This is a genomic window from Prochlorococcus marinus XMU1406, assembly GCF_017696055.1.
Classification (GTDB): Bacteria; Cyanobacteriota; Cyanobacteriia; order PCC-6307; family Cyanobiaceae; genus Prochlorococcus_A; species Prochlorococcus_A marinus_W.
The window spans coordinates 931,605-947,468 of the sequence record NZ_JAAORG010000001.1; the positions used below are offsets into that span (position 1 = coordinate 931,605).

Genomic DNA, 15,864 nt, shown 5'->3' on the forward strand with positions numbered 1-15,864 from the left:
ATTACTATTATTAAACTATTATTTATTTAGTAAAAATCTGTAAATGAGCATCAAAGATAAAGTTCCCGTAACCATCCTCACTGGATTCTTAGGATCAGGGAAGACTACTTTGCTTAATAGGATATTAAGTGAAGAGCACGGGAAAAGAATAGCTGTAATTGAGAATGAATACGGTGAAGTAGGTATAGATCAAGGGCTCGTAATTAATGCCGATGAAGAAGTATTTGAGATGTCAAATGGGTGCATTTGTTGTACTGTTCGCGGTGATCTAATAAGAGTCCTTGGCAACCTTATGAAAAGGAGAGATAAGTTTGACTATGTTTTAGTAGAAACGACAGGGTTAGCAGATCCTGGGCCAGTTGCTCAGACTTTTTTCATGGATGAAGAAATTAGTTCCGAATTTACTCTTGATGGAATTGTAACTTTAGTTGATGCTGCACATATTGATCAGCAATTAGGAAGAAGTGATGAAAGTTCAGAACAAGTTGCGTTTGCAGATGTTCTTGTCCTAAATAAAACTGATTTAGTTTCTGATGATGCTCTAGATACTCTTGAATCAAGATTGAGAGATATGAACCGAATGACTCGAATCATTCGAGCCGAGAATGCCCTAGTACCCATCGAAACAGTCCTAAATCTAAGTGCATTTGATCTCGATCAAATCCTTAAACGCAGACCAACATTTCTTGAACCAGAATATCCTTTTGAATGGACAGGTGTTTACGACCTTGATGCAGGTAAATATGAATTAATGCTAGAAGAAGGTCCCGATCCAGAAATGTCATTAGTAGCTTTCGCTAATCAAGGTGAGAGTGAAGAAGAACTTAAAGATGGTGCTGAGTCCTGCGTAAGACTTTATGCAGAAAAAGCTAAAAGCTTAGAACCTGGGAATATCATTCCATTTGGAGAACATATAAACCTTAAATTGGAGGATAAAGGAAATAAATCATTCATATTAGATATCGAAAAGGGATCAAAGATAGGTTTATATACACAGCACACTGCTGAAGAATTCAATATGAAAATCATTAAAAGTGAAGACAATAATTCAAAAGAGATTCCATTTAATATTGAAAGATTCTGGCAAGCCGAGCACGAGCACGATGATGAAGTAACATCAATTGCAATTGAACGATTTGGAGATGTTGATCCAGAAAAACTTAATACTTGGTTGGGCAGACTTCTTTCTGAAAAAGGGGTGGATATATTTAGAACCAAAGGTTTCATTAGCTACTCAGGGAACCCACAGAGAATTGTTTTCCAAGGGGTACATATGTTATTTACAGCGCAACCTGATAAAGAATGGGGTAACGAACCTCGTAGAAACCAACTTGTTTTTATAGGTAGGAATTTGGACGAGAAAGAGATGCAAGAAGGTTTTGAAAAATGCCTGATATAGAATCATTTAGCCCAAGAGGTATGTTCCACGAGGGATGGACAGCTGAAGTTAATGATTATGCCATAGTTTGTGGTTGGGCTATTAAAGGAAAGTTATTCATTGTTGGGGATGTAGCAGGAGGTATTTTTGCCTTTGAAGGAGATACTGGGAAAATTATTTGGAAAAAAGAAAATACACACTCTGCTGGTCTATTAGCAATGTCCATTCATCCAGAAGGAGAGATTTTTGCAACTTCCGGTCAAGATGGAAATATTCAAATATATAATTGCCACGAAGGTAAAGTAATTAAAACACTTAATCTTGGCAAGGCTTGGGTAGAGCATCTTAAGTGGTCAAATGATGGCTTATTTCTTGCAGCATCTTCTTCAAAAAAAGTATATGTTTTTAATGAAACTGGTGAAGAAAAATGGGAATCAGATGATCATCCAAGCACAGTGAGTGCAATAAAATGGTCAAATAATAATGAGCTAGCTACAGCCTGCTACGGGAGAGTAACATTCTTTGACATAGTAAATAATAAAACGAATCAAAAGCTCGAGTGGCAAGGATCATTAGTCTCAATGGAGTTAAGTCCTGATGGAGATATAGTCGCTTGCGGAAGTCAAGACAATTCAGTTCATTTTTGGAGAAGATCAACCGGAATGGATGCTGAAATGACAGGATACCCAGGAAAACCTAGTCACCTTTCTTTTGACGATAGTGGAAAATTACTGGCAACTAGTGGCAGTGAAAGAATTACAGTGTGGAGCTTTATAGGTGACGGTCCCGAGGGAACTATGCCGGGAGAACTATGGCACCATACCGAACCTATTTCTAGCCTAGCCTTTTCAAATAAAGGCATGCTTGTAGCTTCCGGATCTAGAGATGGTTCTGTTGTCGCAAGTTTTTTAAAAAAAGACGGTAATGGTGACCCAGTTGGGGCTGCATTCGCAGGCGATTTAGTGGGTGCACTTTCGTGGAGACCTGATGATTGTGCACTAGCTGCAGTTAACGCAAAAGGTGTGGTAAATGTTTGGAAATTTAAAGTTCGTACTAATTCTTTTTGAAGGAATTTAAGCAGGAAAATAAAAAATTATTCAAACTACCAATAATTTGCTTTTAAATGTCTTTCCATACAAATGACCTCACAGTCATTATCTATCCCTTTTGGGTGAATATCGCAATATGAGAGACATTGAAAATATTCGTCTATGGGATTTGATTTATCATTTTTACTAACTTCTTTCGAATGATTCATAAAAGATTTCCTCAATTATTTAAAATTAAGATAGACGAATTAAATATCAAAAGAAATAAGCAAAACTTACTAAAAATATCTCAAAAAAATTAGAACGATTGATTACTACTCTCGGACATTTTTAATTAAAAAGCAATGCGTATAAAAACGGATTGTCTTTAGAGAAATATTTTCCTAATTTTATATTGTTGAGTTCTAGGAGGTCTTTCAAAATGATCGATAGCCTGCCTGAAATTTCGGAATAAACCGAACTAATTTAATTAACTGCTCCAATTATTTTTTATTAATGTCTAAGCTTCCTTCTTCTGCAACGTTTAGGTGCCCTTTAAGAAACAAGCTTAATTCTAGAGTTTTTGCCCCAGTTAAAGACAATTAGTTAATTTTGGTGAGCATTAGCTTAAAAGAAGTTAGCAACAAGGATCCATGATTTAGGTGCGTTAATAACTTCAGTAAAAAATATAAGTAAAAGATAAAAGAGGGTTAAATCAGCCCTCTTTTTTTAATAAGATGACTTTCCTCTAGTTTTATAGATAATGATAAAAACAATTAAATTTAAAAATGGTTCGATATTATTGCCCATATTGCAATCCTAAATATCAATTTCAAAAACAATCCTCAAAAGGTAATTTGATTTGTGGATTATGCGGAGAGGATCTCGTAAAAAAACCATATATTAGGTTAAACCAGATAATCGCTTTAGTTGCTGCTTCATCATTACTTCTACCGTTGATTTATACTTTTATTTTTTTAATTAAAAATCAAATAAATCCTCCTAATAAAAATTATCAAGCAAATGGTAGTTTAATAATAATTATCTAAGAAAAAACTTCATAAAACAATTAAAAAGATCTCAAAAGGTCAACCTCTACAAAGTGATTTATTTAAACAAGAATTTTTACTTTCAACATTTATTTGATAATCAATATTTTTTAATTTGTTTTTATTAATTATTACTTTAATTTTTTGCCCACAATGTTCTTTGCAACCACCATTAAATAAATTATGGGCATATAAACTGGAACTATTCGTAATTAATAAAAGAAAAATTATTTTATAAATTTGATTAAAATAAGAATTCATTTTTATAATTATCTTCCCAGAATTAGTAAATAAATAATATCAGTTAATTCCAAGGAGTGTTTATAAGTCCCCAGATATCAAAGAAGAAAAATAAAACTGCAATAACAACAAGATCCCATGCTCTTTCCCTAAAAGCCCAAGGCGCAATAAAAACTTCTCCAAGTCCGTGAAGTGCCGCCCCTACTGGTAGATGATCAAGAACCAGCAAACTGTGAGAGAGGATAAAAAGAAAGCTTGCGAAATATCTAAAAAAAACAAATTGCCAATTACTAGAATTCATGCCTTTTAGATTTTTAAGAAATATACTTCAATGATCAAAATAATGATATAGATTGAGTCAAGAGATATTATTTTTGGTAGCCATAAATACGAATAAAGATATAAAGCTAAAGTAAAAGTTACTAAACGATGAAATATATGTTTTCAAGTTATCAGCCTAAAAATAGTTTTGATGAATACTTTAAGGATAATGTTAACTCTGCTAGAGAAATATTGATTCCACTTCTTTCTTCTTTAGATAATATGGGACTTGAAGAATTAAACAGGAATCATTCTGCCGCAAAAAAATTATTACTAAGACATGGTGCAACTTTTAGATTAAACGATACTGGTTTAAAAGGTACTGAGAGAATATTACCTTTTGATCCACTTCCTAGAATAATTAGTAAAGATGATTGGGTAACGTTAGAAAAAGGCCTAAAACAAAGGCTTGAGGCAATTGATTTATTCCTAGATGATATTTACAATTCTCAAAAAATAATAAATGATGGAATAATTCCAAGAGAATTAATAGAGAGTTCAGATGGTTGGAGACCTCAGATGATAGGTTTCAAACCTCCACTTAATAAATGGTGTCAAATTTCAGGACTTGATTTAATAAGGGATAGAAAAGGAGATTGGCATGTTTTAGAAGATAATTTAAGGTGCCCTTCTGGGGTTGCTTATTTTTTAGAAAATAGATTAGTTATGAAAAATATTTTTCCTAATCTTTTCTCAGGAAGAATAGTAAAACCAATTGATGAATATCCATCATATCTTTTAAAAACGCTTCAAGAACTTGCTGTTTGGACTGACACTCCAAAGATAGTTCTACTAACTCCAGGAATTTTTAATAGTGCTTATTTTGAACATAGTTATTTAGCTCAAGAAATGGGCATCCAACTAGTTCAAGGTCATGACTTAGTTTGTAATGATGATTATGTATATTTAAAAACCACCTCCGGATTAAAAAGAGTAGATGTCATTTACAGACGAATTGATGATGATTTCTTAGATCCTCTTAATTTCAGAAAAGATTCCTGCCTTGGTGTTAGCGGATTACTTGATGTTTTTAAGGCAGGTCATGTTGCTTTAGCAAATGCACCTGGGACTGGAATAGCAGATGACAAAATGATTTATTCTTTTGTTCCAAAAATGATTAAATATTATCTTGATGAAGAAATTATTATTAAAAATGTAGAAACGTATATTTGTCATTATCAAAAGGATCGCGAATATGTTTTAGAAAATTTATCAAAACTTGTTGTTAAGTCTGTCGCTGAAGCTGGGGGTTATGGAATGTTAATTGGCCCTCACTCAACAACAAGTGAGATAGAAGAATTCGCTAATAAAATTAAAAATAATCCCAGAAATTTCATAGCACAACCAACATTAGAATTATCTACTGTGCCATCGTTATGTGATGGAGAGCTATATCCATGTCATGTTGATTTAAGACCATATATTTTAAGAGGAAAAGATTCATGGGTTAGCCCAGGGGGGCTTACGAGAGTAGCATTAAAAAAAGGATCATTAGTTGTTAATTCTTCTCAAGGTGGAGGATGCAAAGATACATGGGTTGTAGGAAAATAATATGCTTTTAAGTCGTGTAGCAGAATCTCTTTATTGGATCAATCGTTATTTAGAACGTGTGGAAAACATATCTCGTTTCGTAGAAGTAAGCGAAGCAATGTCATTAGATTGTCCACCAGGAAGTGCAGAACCTTGGCTCCCATTAATTGATGCCTCCAGTGACAGAGAATCTTTTGATAAAAGATTCCCGGAGAAAAAGCCTGATGACGTTATTAATTTTTTGATAAGAGATCGTTTAAACCCAAATAGCATAATATCTTGCATTCAAATGGCAAGAGAAAATGCTAGACAAATCAGAGATGTCATGACCACAGAAATGTGGGAACAGATTAATATTTTATATTGGAATATGCAAGAAGGAGAGGCAATATGGAATAAACCAAGACAAGAACAATTAAGTGAAATAAGGAGGGAATGTCAGCTTTTTTATGGAATTACAGATGCGACTCTAAGCAAAGATCTTGCCTGGAGATTTAGCATTCTTGGAAGATTAATTGAAAGAGCTGACAAAACATCAAGAATTTTAGATGTTAAATATTATTTACTCCTACCCAGCTTAGATGAACTTGGAGGAGTTCTTGATGAGCTTCAATGGATTGCACTTTTACGTTCAGCTGGAGCTTATCAAATGTTTAGGAAAGCAGTGCAAAATTCTATAAAGCCTAATTCAGTTGCGAGATTTCTTTTACTTGATCCAATTTTCCCTAGATCAGTAAGATACTGTCTTGATGGGATAAGCAATACTCTTAAAACAATAGATACCTCTCCATCTACTGAAAATCCTTCAGAATTAGAATGCATGAGAGGTTTGCTTAAAGCAAAGTGGAGTTATATCAGAATTGAAGATATAATCAATGATGGTTTACATGAGGCAATCGATTCATTGCAAATGGATTTAAATAAATTAAATGATCTCATTCAAGAAAAATATTTTATTAATTAATAAGTTTATTAATGAGAATTAAATACATTCACAAACTTGAATATAAATATGAAGACCCTGTTCAATTAGGCGAGCATAGATTATGTATAAAGCCAAGGTCAAATGGATTCCAAAAGCTAAAGAATTTTGAATTAAAAATAACCCCAGAACCAGAAATTATTTATCCATTACTTGCTGCCAGCGGAGAAGAAATAAATAGAATCAGATTCAATGGATTAACAGATAATTTAATTATTGAATCAATTAGCGAAGTTGAAACTATTAAACATCCAAACATTATTGATGGAGTTAAAAATAGAGATTTAACATTACCTTTTTGTAAAAGCATTATTAACAGAGATTTACAGGGAGCATTAGAGGGATGGATGCCTAATGGACAACACGATCCCTCTGCCGTAGAACTTGCCCATGAAGCCTTAGCAGGAAGCATTAATAACGCATTATCATTTACCTACCAGCTAATAGAGATTATTCAAGATCGGGTTAAATATACCAAAAGACATACAGGTCCAGCATGGCCGGCTAGCAGAACTCTTAGAGAACGTATAGGTTCATGCAGAGATTTAGCAATGCTGATGGTTGAAGCTTGCAGGTCTATAGGTATCCCAAGTAGGTTTGTAAGTGGTTATCATTTTGAAGATCCGTTACCCTCTGAGTTGGATTTACACGCTTGGGCTGAATTATATATTCCAGGTGCTGGTTGGAGAGGTTTTGATCCCAGCGGGAAAGGATTAATAGATGATAGATATTTAACATTGGTATCCTCTTCAAAATCTAATTTAACCTCTGTAATTACAGGAAACTTTATAGGAAAAAATAATTTAGAAAATACTTTATCCTGGGAAATCAAACCCCTTGAAATTAAATAAACACACTATTTTTAATCTTTTAAAATAATGTAAAAAAATAAATAATAATATGTTTCTTTTTTAGTGTTAATTGATACGTTCTTAGATATATATATCTGTTTTCATTTGTTTAATATTTAAAGAAAATTGAACTCAAGTTTAGCAATTCCAGTTATCAAATCAAATAAATCAAAAATGTTTGAATTGATAAGTTATGAAAAATTTCGCGATACAAAAGATGTCAGATTTTTTGATATTAGTGTTAATGAATCAAACTATAGAGATCTAGTTATTCACAGTGGTCCTGCGATTAGTCCTCCAAATGATGAAGATTTTAATAATTGGCAATTTTACATACATCACAATCAAGAAGATAATCTATTAGCTATCTCTGGAGGTAGAACATTTTTCCTTGTCAATTTTGGTTGGGATTATCCTTTTTATAAAGTTAGATTAGAATCTTGCGGATATATTTTAAGGATACCTAGAGGAACTTTTCATAGATCCATATCTGACGAAAACGGTTCCATAGTTTTAAATCAAGCCATTAGAGATGAAGACGGTACAGTTGAATCTGAATTCAAGGTAACGAATAGCAAAGATAACAAAAAACTTCTAGATTGTATAACTAATTTAGAGCCAAGATTTAAAATTTATAGTGTTAAATAATTTTAAAAAGGAGTTCCAAATTTATACATCAATTTTAAAAATTATCTAATTGTTATAAAATAGAATCACTCAAATCTTTTAATATGAAATTTTTTAGGTTTTTAAAATATCTTTTATCCATAACTTTTTCTTTATTAGTTTTATCCTCTCCAGTTTTTGCTGGGGCAAATGTAGCTGTTAAGGGCGAGGGAGATGAAGTTCCAAGTTATGTAAGATCTAATATTACAGGATTTGATTTCCATGGAGAGGATCTTCATTTGTCATCTATAGCTGGAGCAGTTGCGAGAGACGCAGATTTTAGTGACGTTGATTTACATGGGACAACCTTAACCCTATCTGATTTAAAAGGTTCTAATTTAAATGGAATCGACCTGACCGATACTCTTTCTGATCGAGTTAATTTCCAAAAAACAGATCTAAGAAATGCTGTTTTAATAAATATGATCGCATCAGGTAGCAGTTTTGCAGGAGCTCAAATAGAAGGAGCAGATTTTTCTTACGCTATTCTTGACAGTGAAGATCAAAGAAATCTTTGTGAAATTGCTGATGGGATCAATCCAACAACTGGCGTTTCAACAAGAGAAAGTCTTGAGTGTAGTTAGAACAAAAATTTATAAGTAAACTTTTTTACCATTATTAATTTTATAAATCCTTTGTTCCTCATCTTGAAATATCATTTCACCATTTAATTTGGATTTTTTAAATTTTGAAAGCCTTGCTCTGTGAATATTAGATTTTCTATTGATATTATCTTCGTTATCATAACTCCCAATATAGATATTTATATTAGGGTTTGAAAAGGTTTTTTCTTCCTCTCTTAAAAAAATTCTTTCAATATTTGTTTGCGTGCTCTGATGTTTATTTTTAAATTTGTCTAATTTTAAGTTCTTTGGTTTTATAGATTTAATTTTTTTGTAGACCAAAAAAATAACTCCTAAAATTAGAAAACCTAAAAATATATTCATTACCTATTTAATTTTTATTTTAATATCTACGCCTAAGTTACTTTTAGTAGTTAATATTTCTTTTTTTAAGATTCCATAAGTAAAAATTCTAGATAAAGTTTTCAAAGATTTAAAAACTAAAAAAACAGTAAATAAAAAGAAAACAACGAGGTTTTCTACAAGAATATTTTTATTTTTATTATCTAAGTTGCTCATGTAAGTGTTAATTCAATTATTTTTCATCATTATTTGCATATGGGCCGAAAAATTCACTAGCGTCTCTTCCCATTACTTTAGCAAGATTTAAACTTTTATCTATATCCCATTTAGATGCCATTCCATAAAGAATACCAGCAGCAAAAGAATCGCCACATCCATAAGAATCAACCTTTAATTTTTTGTTTTTAAGAGCCTTATATCTTCCTCCTGGAAATATTATGCCTCCCTTCTCTCCCTCGGTTTTAAAAGTATATTTGGGTTTTAACGATAAATCAGAAAAAGTAAAAATTTCCCCTGGATCAAGATTACTACCTATTAATCCATCTAAAAGGACATTTGATTTATTAATTATATTTAATCCCACCCTTGGTGTTGTACACAGTATTGAAGCTGATCTAGCCATTTTAAAAATCTCTGAATCAGATGCAGTAATAAAAATTCCGTCCATTTTTTTTAAAATGTTCCATTCCAACTTGTCTTTATGAGTTGGAGATAACCTTTCTCCAATAACTGTTATTGCTCTTTCACCTTGAGAATCAATTAAACTAAACCCTCTTCTAGTTGGTTTATCACGCCAAGCAACATGCAACTTAATTCCCATATTTGAGAGAATCTTGAAACATTTATCTCCATAATCATCATTACCTAATGAAGTAAAAAAATGAATTTGGTTTAAAGTTAAATCAGAAAGTATTTTCGCGATAATAGAGCCTCCACCAGCTGGATATTCAATGGACTTTTTAGAATGAGAGATGATTCCTGGCTTCGGCAATTTATCGACTCTTAAGAAATTTATCCACTCAATATGGCCAACTACAGCAAAATTTAAATTCCCTTTTTTTAATTTATATTCTTCAATTTTATTATTCTTTTCAACAGCCATAAGCCTTTAAATACTATTATTAAAAGAAATATTTTTAACAAGTGAATTCATTTTACATTTTAAAAGATAATAAACAGATACTATCTTATCTTTACCTTTTTCTATCAATTTTAGGTGCCGTCCTTCCAATGTTGGCAAATTTAGAATTTGCTAGGGAATATGGAAATAGTTTTGATATCAATAACTTCATTTCTTTAGCGAATGCAAACCCTGCAGCTCAGTCAATTTCTAGAGACTTATTAGTAGGTGCAAGTGCAATTTTTATATGGATAGTAAATGAATCAAAAAAATTGAATATGAAGAATATGTGGGTTGTTTACATTGGAACTTTTCTTATTGCATTTGCATTCTCAGCACCTTTTTTCTTGTTTCTAAGAGAGAGAAGAATTATTGAATTAGAAAAAATTTAAATTTTAAAAGATTAATTAAAATAATCTCTTAAATAAGATAGAAAAAATTATAAAGCAAGCAAATGAAATAGATAGCCAAATTACTGAAGCATAACCAAATAGATCTAATATGCGTCCTGAAATAAATGGTCCAAAAAAATAACCCATAGCGAAACATTGTGATAATAGAGCAATTGCAAAACCTTTTTTGTTTGAAGGAGCTATTCTGAAAACGATATCTGTTGATGTTGGAAGAAATGAAGCAGTCCCTAAACTTACTAATATTAATGAAAAAGAAATTAAATAAAAAGCTGGGATATTTAAATAACTAGAAATAAATAATAAAAATGAAGCGAAAGAGAAATTTATCAAACTAAATTTCAACCCAAATAATCTACCTTTTTTTGATATCCAAGACCCAACAGGCCATTGTAAAAACAACAATAAAATTAACTGAATAGAAATTATAAGACTAATAATTTCTTTGCTTAATGCATTGCGATATACTCCACCTTTAACAAGATCCAGAGGCAAAGTTACTTGAATCAAAGCTAAAGAGGTAGTTATCAATAAAATAGATAAAATTATTATTGTTGAATTTTTATTCCATTTCAATTGTCCCTGATTTATTTGACCTACAAATTTTTTATGGAAATCTTCTAAGTTTCTTTTAATAGAAGAACTATTTCTAGATATTAAATATAAGATAAATAACATGCATAAAATATCATTAATAAAAATTGATTTAGAATAAAAAAAATTTGTCATAACCCCTCCTAAGAATACCCCTAAGAATATTCCTACAGCTTCCGAACTTCTAACAAGAGAATATGCCTTGCGAGTTTCGATAGGATGGCAAAAATAAGGTACCCCAAACTCGGCAGCAGGCCAATATATTCCTGCAGCAGCACCAACAAATGATTGCCCAATTATGTACAAAAAAGTATCTCTTGAAAAAATTAGGCATAAGCTAGCGGCAATACTTAGTATTGAAGAAGTAATTATTGGAAATTGTATTTCCCCTGTTTTATTAAGATAATTACCAGTAAAGAGTCTTGTTACTGTTCCAATTATTGCTGAAATGGTAAACCCCAAGCCAATATCTGTTGCCGATAATCCTAGGTTATTAAAAATAAGTGATGTTAAATAAATTACACCTCCTGCTCCAAATGCAGCGTAAAATCTTATCTTGGTTATTAACCTCAAATGGTATGGAAATTGAATCCACCAATTTTTGCTAATTTGTAAACTATTTGGACTAATCACTAGTGAAATACATTTTTATAATTTTTTTTAGTTTTTGTGGTTTATTTTTTAATAATGGGTTAAAGGCTGCTGAAAAGATAAATATTAAGTTTGAAGAGATGGAAATCCCTCTTACTATAGAACAATTATCAAAATTAGAAAAATACAAAGCTGATTCAACAGAATTAATAGATTGGTTAAAAAAAATTGGAATTATTAGAGTTTTTGAATTATCAAAATTTTTAGAATTTCCAGTTTTCAAAGAAGAGGGATTAAATAGAGAAATATTAAGAAGTTGGATAGGGCGTAAAGTTCTTACAGAATTAAGCAAAAGCATTACAGTTCCGAATGACAATAATGGAACAGAAATATATAACACTATAGAAAATTTATTAGATCAAAAAAAAGAAGTTTCATCTTTAGACATCATAAAGGCATTACCATCAGAAGAAATTTTACTAGATATTGATAATTTAATTTTAATAATTTCATCTTGGAAAAATGAATTATCAATCCAACAAGAACTTTTATCCAAATTAAATAAACTTGAAAGAACGAACCAAAATTTCTTTAAAAATACTGAACAAAAATCAACTCAAGATCTAATAAAATATGTTAAAAAAATTTATGCTCCTCACCGAGTGAAACCTTTTGAAATTGAAATATGGAAAAGCAATAAAACAAATAATGAGAAAGAATTAATAATTTTTATGCCAGGACTTGGAGGCGAAATTAATAATTTCAAATGGATAGGCAACGAATTGGCTAGAAGAGGTTGGCCAATATTATTCATAGATCATAGAGGGAGTAATTTAGAATCATTCATAGAAGTACTCGAAGGTAAGGAAGCAATCCCAGGAAGTGCAGACTTTTTCTTATATAGAATTAAAGATTTAGATGCTGTATTGAAAGCTCATGAAAATGGAGAATTTGGTTTACCTAATAATTCTTATATTTTAATGGGGCATTCACTTGGTGCTTTAATAGCACTTTTATATGAAGGCAATAAACCTACTGATCAACTAGAGAAAAAATGTGATTCGGCATTAGAAGACTTTGCGTTAACAAATTTATCTAAATTACTTCAATGTCAGTTGAGCGAAATACCATTCCCTATGAAAAATAGCACTAATAAGGCCAGTGCGATAATAGGTTTTAATTCATTTGGCAGTTTAGTATGGCCAAAAGAAAATAGTGCAGCCATTAAAACACCAACTCTTCTAATAGGAGGTACGTATGATCTTATTACCCCGTTAATCAATGAACAATTTAGAGTTTTTTCTGCTTTAAATAATCCATCAAATAGATTTCTAATTATTGAAGGAGCAAGTCATTTCTCTCCAATAAGAATTAATAAAAGCTATGAAGAAAATAATGACGTCTTCAAAATAAGCAAATATTTTATTGGTTCAGAGCCAATATTAGTACAAGATTTATCTACGAAATTTATTGTTGAATTTTTAAAAAATATTAAAGACCAAAAGATCCCTACTATAGTTAAAAACCAAAGAGATTTGGGACTTGATTTCCATCTATTAGATCTTGAAACAATAAAAGAAATTTCCGAAAATTAATACTCTATTCGTGGATCTAAATATGCGATTAAAATATCCACAAAGAGATTTAAAGAGACTATAAGCATAGAGGTAAAAATTACAATCCCTTGAACCAAGGTATAGTCTCTTTGAGAAATAGCTTCATATAATCTTAAAGCTATACCTGGCCATGAAAAAGTTACCTCGAACAATAGAGCACCTCCGGCTAATGAGGCCATAGTCAAGCCAGAAATAGTGACAATTGGCAATAGAGCATTAGGCAATGCATGGTTTAAAAATATTTTTTTCCTTGATAATCCTCTACATATAGCAGCATTAACATAATCACTTTTTAAGGTATTATCCAAATTTACTCTTAATGAGCGGCTGAATATACCACTTAATAAAAAGCCAAGGGTAATCGAAGGAAGTGCGAGATGATAAAGACTATCTTTAAAAGCAATAATATTATTTGAAAGAATACTATCTAAAACTAGAAATCCCGTAATTTGGGGTTGTTGCTGAAATATTGGAAATCTACCCCCAATTGGGAAAATATTAAAAAATACAGAAAACAATAATTGAGCTAACATTGCGCCCCAAAAAGGAGGTATAGCATATGTGGCAATTCCTAATATCCTCGCAATATAATCTGTCTTTTTACCTCTATTTATCAAGCCAATTAATCCCAATGGAAAGCCTATTAGTGTAGCACTTAATATTGAAAAGAATCCAAGCTCAAGACTTGCAGGCAATGACCTAAGAATGATATTAAGAACTGGCTCTTGGGTACTAAGAGATTGGCCAAAATCTAAGTGCAATATATTTTTAATATATGAAAAATATTGACTTATTAAAGGTTCATTTAGCCCCAATTTATTTCTTAGAAATTCCCTTGAAACCTCATCGGCACCAGATCCAAGTATGGCATCGACAGGATCGCCAGGAGCAACTCTTAATAAAATAAACACTAATGAAGAAATTATCCATAAAATTATTGGTATTAATGAAATTTTTAATAAGGAATAATTTAGTAGTTTATTTAAATTTCTACTCATCAATTAACTTAAGATCACTCAATGAAATTATTCCTGAACCATTAAAAATAGGTTTTGATATTTTATTTTGAGACCATGCTTTTTGAGAGGATATCCAAATAGGAATATAAGGGATTGAATTTGCTGCTATTTTTTCAATTTCAACAAGTTTTTCTAATCTATAAATTCCACTTATTTTTTCACTCTCAAGAAATAAACTTTCAACTTTATTAGATCCCCAAAAACTACCGCTGAAAACTGATTCTCCTTTTTTACATAATCCATCAACTATTTCTTTACAACTTAAAAGAGGGGTGAGATAGGCTTCTGGATCAGAATAAGCTCCAGTCCAATCGAGAATAACGGCTGTATAAATTCCTAAACTTAGATTCTTATAAATTGTTGTAGATTCAACCCCATTGAGTTCAATATCAATACAATCTTGCAAAGAATTTTTAATTTCTTCCTGCCATGTCAGAGCAATAAGCTTGTCAGCTGGTACATTGGATCTATAAGTAAGAGGTATTTTAAGAATATTTCCATTACAATAATTTTCCTTTTGCAATAACCTTCTTGCTTCTAAATAATCATATTTAGGCCACAGTTCTTGATTATCTTTTTTTAATATCGGAGGAATAATTGATCTAGATGGCTTCCTTAACCCATAACTTACTTTCTCACTAATTAATTTTCTATTAAGACTTTTTGCCAAAGCCAGTCTTAAATTAAGATTATTTAAGGGATAAGAACTAGTTTTAAGACTTATAAAACTTAATTCAATGAAAGGGCTATTACCTTCTTTAAACTTTTGATTTTTACTTAAATTATTTAGACTTTTTCTCTGACTATCATCAATTGAATTTGATAAGAGCACGTCAATTTGTTTACTTTTTAAAGCTCCAAAAAGAGAAGATGAATTTGAATATCCCACAAAATTAATACCCTTATTTAAGGGATTTTCACCCCAATAATTCAAATTTGGAGCAATTGATTGGACTTCATTAGAAAAGCTGGTCAGCACATACTTGCCAGTACCAACAAATTTTTCATTTAGAAACTTATCAGAATATTCTTTGTAAAACGTAGGAGATATTGGAGTTAAATTTACTGATGTAAGCAAACCATTTAAAGAACTTGATGGTTTATTCAAATTTATTATGACTGAATATTCACTTGGCGTTTCTATTGATTTAATCTTATTTCCTAAAATATAATTCATTGTTCCAATTCTTTTGAATCTATCAAAAGTAAACTTTATTGCATTTGAGTTAAATGAAGTTCCATCGTGAAAAAAAACATTTTTTCTTAAATTGATAATTATTTGAAGTCTATCCTTTGAAATAATTGGCATCCCCGAGGCCAATTCAGGTATTAATTCTCCGTTAGAATTTAACTCATATAACGTGTCTCCCAGAGAACTGATTAATTGAATTGCTTTAAGAGTATTAGCTCTAGCTGGATCTAAAGATTCAATTTTTCCAGAACTTGCTACTATGATTTTTTTAGATATTCTTTTTGAGCCGCAAGAATTCTGTAAAAAAGAAATTAAAATAATTAATATTGATAAAAAAAATTTTTTTTTCAT

Annotated in this window: 18 protein-coding genes; 10 read left to right on the forward strand and 8 right to left on the reverse strand. The window is 31.0% G+C overall.

Annotation, left to right across the window (positions count from 1 at the left end; genetic code table 11):
• The first annotated feature begins 43 nt into the window (after positions 1–43).
• Positions 44–1,399 (forward strand): CobW family GTP-binding protein, encoded by a 1,356-nt coding sequence (locus HA149_RS05470; protein WP_209113723.1) that lies wholly within the window; start codon positions 44–46, stop codon positions 1,397–1,399.
• Positions 1,387–2,445 carry a WD40 repeat domain-containing protein gene (locus HA149_RS05475; RefSeq protein ID WP_209113725.1) on the forward strand — a complete coding sequence of 353 codons (1,059 nt, stop codon included), beginning with the start codon at positions 1,387–1,389 and terminating at the stop codon, positions 2,443–2,445. The genes HA149_RS05470 and HA149_RS05475 overlap by 13 nt, the downstream gene beginning before the upstream one ends.
• 35 nt (positions 2,446–2,480) lie before the next feature.
• Here the strand turns inward: HA149_RS05475 and HA149_RS05480 are convergent, their stop codons facing one another.
• Positions 2,481–2,636, reverse strand: coding sequence for a hypothetical protein (locus HA149_RS05480; protein WP_209113727.1), 156 nt, complete (start codon positions 2,634–2,636; stop codon positions 2,481–2,483).
• Between the two features lie 558 nt (positions 2,637–3,194).
• Between HA149_RS05480 and HA149_RS05485 the strand changes: the two genes are divergently transcribed.
• On the forward strand, positions 3,195–3,455 hold the full coding sequence (locus HA149_RS05485; protein ID WP_209113729.1) for a DNA gyrase: 261 nt from the start codon (positions 3,195–3,197) through the stop codon (positions 3,453–3,455).
• Between the two features lie 39 nt (positions 3,456–3,494).
• On the opposite strand, the gene HA149_RS05490 is transcribed toward HA149_RS05485, so the two are convergent.
• Together HA149_RS05490 and HA149_RS05495 are read right to left on the reverse strand one after the other, a co-directional pair.
• Positions 3,495–3,716 (reverse strand): hypothetical protein, encoded by a 222-nt coding sequence (locus tag HA149_RS05490; RefSeq protein ID WP_209113731.1) that lies wholly within the window; start codon positions 3,714–3,716, stop codon positions 3,495–3,497.
• 43 nt (positions 3,717–3,759) lie between these two features.
• Complete coding sequence (locus HA149_RS05495) at positions 3,760–3,996, reverse strand: hypothetical protein (protein ID WP_025890916.1); 237 nt, start codon at positions 3,994–3,996, stop codon at positions 3,760–3,762.
• 128 nt (positions 3,997–4,124) lie between these two features.
• On the opposite strand from HA149_RS05495, the gene HA149_RS05500 reads away from it, so the two are divergent.
• The 5 genes from HA149_RS05500 to HA149_RS05520 all read left to right on the forward strand — a co-directional run bounded on the left by HA149_RS05500 (position 4,125) and on the right by HA149_RS05520 (position 8,629).
• Positions 4,125–5,567, forward strand: coding sequence for a circularly permuted type 2 ATP-grasp protein (locus HA149_RS05500; protein WP_209113733.1), 1,443 nt, complete (start codon positions 4,125–4,127; stop codon positions 5,565–5,567).
• A gap of 1 nt (position 5,568) precedes the next feature.
• Positions 5,569–6,510, forward strand: coding sequence for an alpha-E domain-containing protein (locus HA149_RS05505; protein ID WP_209113735.1), 942 nt, complete (start codon positions 5,569–5,571; stop codon positions 6,508–6,510).
• 11 nt (positions 6,511–6,521) lie between these two features.
• Positions 6,522–7,379: a transglutaminase family protein gene (locus tag HA149_RS05510; protein ID WP_209113737.1), complete on the forward strand. Its 858-nt coding sequence runs from the start codon at positions 6,522–6,524 to the stop codon at positions 7,377–7,379.
• A gap of 174 nt (positions 7,380–7,553) precedes the next feature.
• Positions 7,554–8,027 carry an HNH endonuclease gene (locus HA149_RS05515; RefSeq protein WP_209113958.1) on the forward strand — a complete coding sequence of 158 codons (474 nt, stop codon included), beginning with the start codon at positions 7,554–7,556 and terminating at the stop codon, positions 8,025–8,027.
• Between the two features lie 83 nt (positions 8,028–8,110).
• Positions 8,111–8,629 carry a pentapeptide repeat-containing protein gene (locus tag HA149_RS05520; RefSeq protein ID WP_209113739.1) on the forward strand — a complete coding sequence of 173 codons (519 nt, stop codon included), beginning with the start codon at positions 8,111–8,113 and terminating at the stop codon, positions 8,627–8,629.
• A 9-nt stretch (positions 8,630–8,638) separates the two neighbouring features.
• On the opposite strand, the gene HA149_RS05525 is transcribed toward HA149_RS05520, so the two are convergent.
• Both HA149_RS05525 and HA149_RS05530 read right to left on the reverse strand, forming a co-directional pair.
• Positions 8,639–8,992, reverse strand: a complete 354-nt coding sequence (locus HA149_RS05525; protein WP_209113741.1) for a hypothetical protein — start codon at positions 8,990–8,992, stop codon at positions 8,639–8,641.
• A 211-nt stretch (positions 8,993–9,203) separates the two neighbouring features.
• Complete coding sequence (locus HA149_RS05530) at positions 9,204–10,073, reverse strand: carbohydrate kinase family protein (RefSeq protein ID WP_209113743.1); 870 nt, start codon at positions 10,071–10,073, stop codon at positions 9,204–9,206.
• 41 nt (positions 10,074–10,114) lie between these two features.
• Here HA149_RS05530 and HA149_RS05535 point away from each other — a divergent pair, with 41 nt between their 5' ends.
• Positions 10,115–10,483, forward strand: coding sequence for a DUF2834 domain-containing protein (locus HA149_RS05535; RefSeq protein WP_209113745.1), 369 nt, complete (start codon positions 10,115–10,117; stop codon positions 10,481–10,483).
• Between the two features lie 15 nt (positions 10,484–10,498).
• On the opposite strand, the gene HA149_RS05540 is transcribed toward HA149_RS05535, so the two are convergent.
• On the reverse strand, positions 10,499–11,728 hold the full coding sequence (locus tag HA149_RS05540; RefSeq protein WP_209113747.1) for an MFS transporter: 1,230 nt from the start codon (positions 11,726–11,728) through the stop codon (positions 10,499–10,501).
• Positions 11,729–11,730: 2 nt separating this feature from the next.
• Between HA149_RS05540 and HA149_RS05545 the strand changes: the two genes are divergently transcribed.
• Positions 11,731–13,281 carry an alpha/beta fold hydrolase gene (locus HA149_RS05545; RefSeq protein WP_209113749.1) on the forward strand — a complete coding sequence of 517 codons (1,551 nt, stop codon included), beginning with the start codon at positions 11,731–11,733 and terminating at the stop codon, positions 13,279–13,281.
• Here the strand turns inward: HA149_RS05545 and HA149_RS05550 are convergent.
• Positions 13,278–14,300: an ABC transporter permease gene (locus tag HA149_RS05550; protein ID WP_209113751.1), complete on the reverse strand. Its 1,023-nt coding sequence runs from the start codon at positions 14,298–14,300 to the stop codon at positions 13,278–13,280. The two genes, HA149_RS05545 and HA149_RS05550, sit on opposite strands and share 4 nt — an antisense overlap.
• Positions 14,293–15,864, reverse strand: a complete 1,572-nt coding sequence (locus HA149_RS05555) for an ABC transporter substrate-binding protein (protein ID WP_209113753.1) — start codon at positions 15,862–15,864, stop codon at positions 14,293–14,295. Before HA149_RS05555 ends, HA149_RS05550 begins: the two co-directional genes overlap by 8 nt.

What these genes read in the sequence shown, in the direction of transcription:
- HA149_RS05470 (WP_209113723.1), top strand. Translation starts at nt 44, where the DNA reads ATGAGCATCAAAGATAAAGTTCCCGTAACCATCCTCACTGGATTCTTA.
- HA149_RS05475 (WP_209113725.1), top strand. Translation starts at nt 1,387, where the DNA reads ATGCCTGATATAGAATCATTTAGCCCAAGAGGTATGTTCCACGAGGGA.
- HA149_RS05480 (WP_209113727.1), bottom strand. Translation starts at nt 2,636, where the DNA reads ATGAATCATTCGAAAGAAGTTAGTAAAAATGATAAATCAAATCCCATA.
- HA149_RS05485 (WP_209113729.1), top strand. Translation starts at nt 3,195, where the DNA reads ATGGTTCGATATTATTGCCCATATTGCAATCCTAAATATCAATTTCAA.
- HA149_RS05490 (WP_209113731.1), bottom strand. Translation starts at nt 3,716, where the DNA reads ATGAATTCTTATTTTAATCAAATTTATAAAATAATTTTTCTTTTATTA.
- HA149_RS05495 (WP_025890916.1), bottom strand. Translation starts at nt 3,996, where the DNA reads ATGAATTCTAGTAATTGGCAATTTGTTTTTTTTAGATATTTCGCAAGC.
- HA149_RS05500 (WP_209113733.1), top strand. Translation starts at nt 4,125, where the DNA reads ATGAAATATATGTTTTCAAGTTATCAGCCTAAAAATAGTTTTGATGAA.
- HA149_RS05505 (WP_209113735.1), top strand. Translation starts at nt 5,569, where the DNA reads ATGCTTTTAAGTCGTGTAGCAGAATCTCTTTATTGGATCAATCGTTAT.
- HA149_RS05510 (WP_209113737.1), top strand. Translation starts at nt 6,522, where the DNA reads ATGAGAATTAAATACATTCACAAACTTGAATATAAATATGAAGACCCT.
- HA149_RS05515 (WP_209113958.1), top strand. Translation starts at nt 7,554, where the DNA reads ATGTTTGAATTGATAAGTTATGAAAAATTTCGCGATACAAAAGATGTC.
- HA149_RS05520 (WP_209113739.1), top strand. Translation starts at nt 8,111, where the DNA reads ATGAAATTTTTTAGGTTTTTAAAATATCTTTTATCCATAACTTTTTCT.
- HA149_RS05525 (WP_209113741.1), bottom strand. Translation starts at nt 8,992, where the DNA reads ATGAATATATTTTTAGGTTTTCTAATTTTAGGAGTTATTTTTTTGGTC.
- HA149_RS05530 (WP_209113743.1), bottom strand. Translation starts at nt 10,073, where the DNA reads ATGGCTGTTGAAAAGAATAATAAAATTGAAGAATATAAATTAAAAAAA.
- HA149_RS05550 (WP_209113751.1), bottom strand. Translation starts at nt 14,300, where the DNA reads ATGAGTAGAAATTTAAATAAACTACTAAATTATTCCTTATTAAAAATT.
- HA149_RS05555 (WP_209113753.1), bottom strand. Translation starts at nt 15,864, where the DNA reads ATGAAAAAAAAATTTTTTTTATCAATATTAATTATTTTAATTTCTTTT.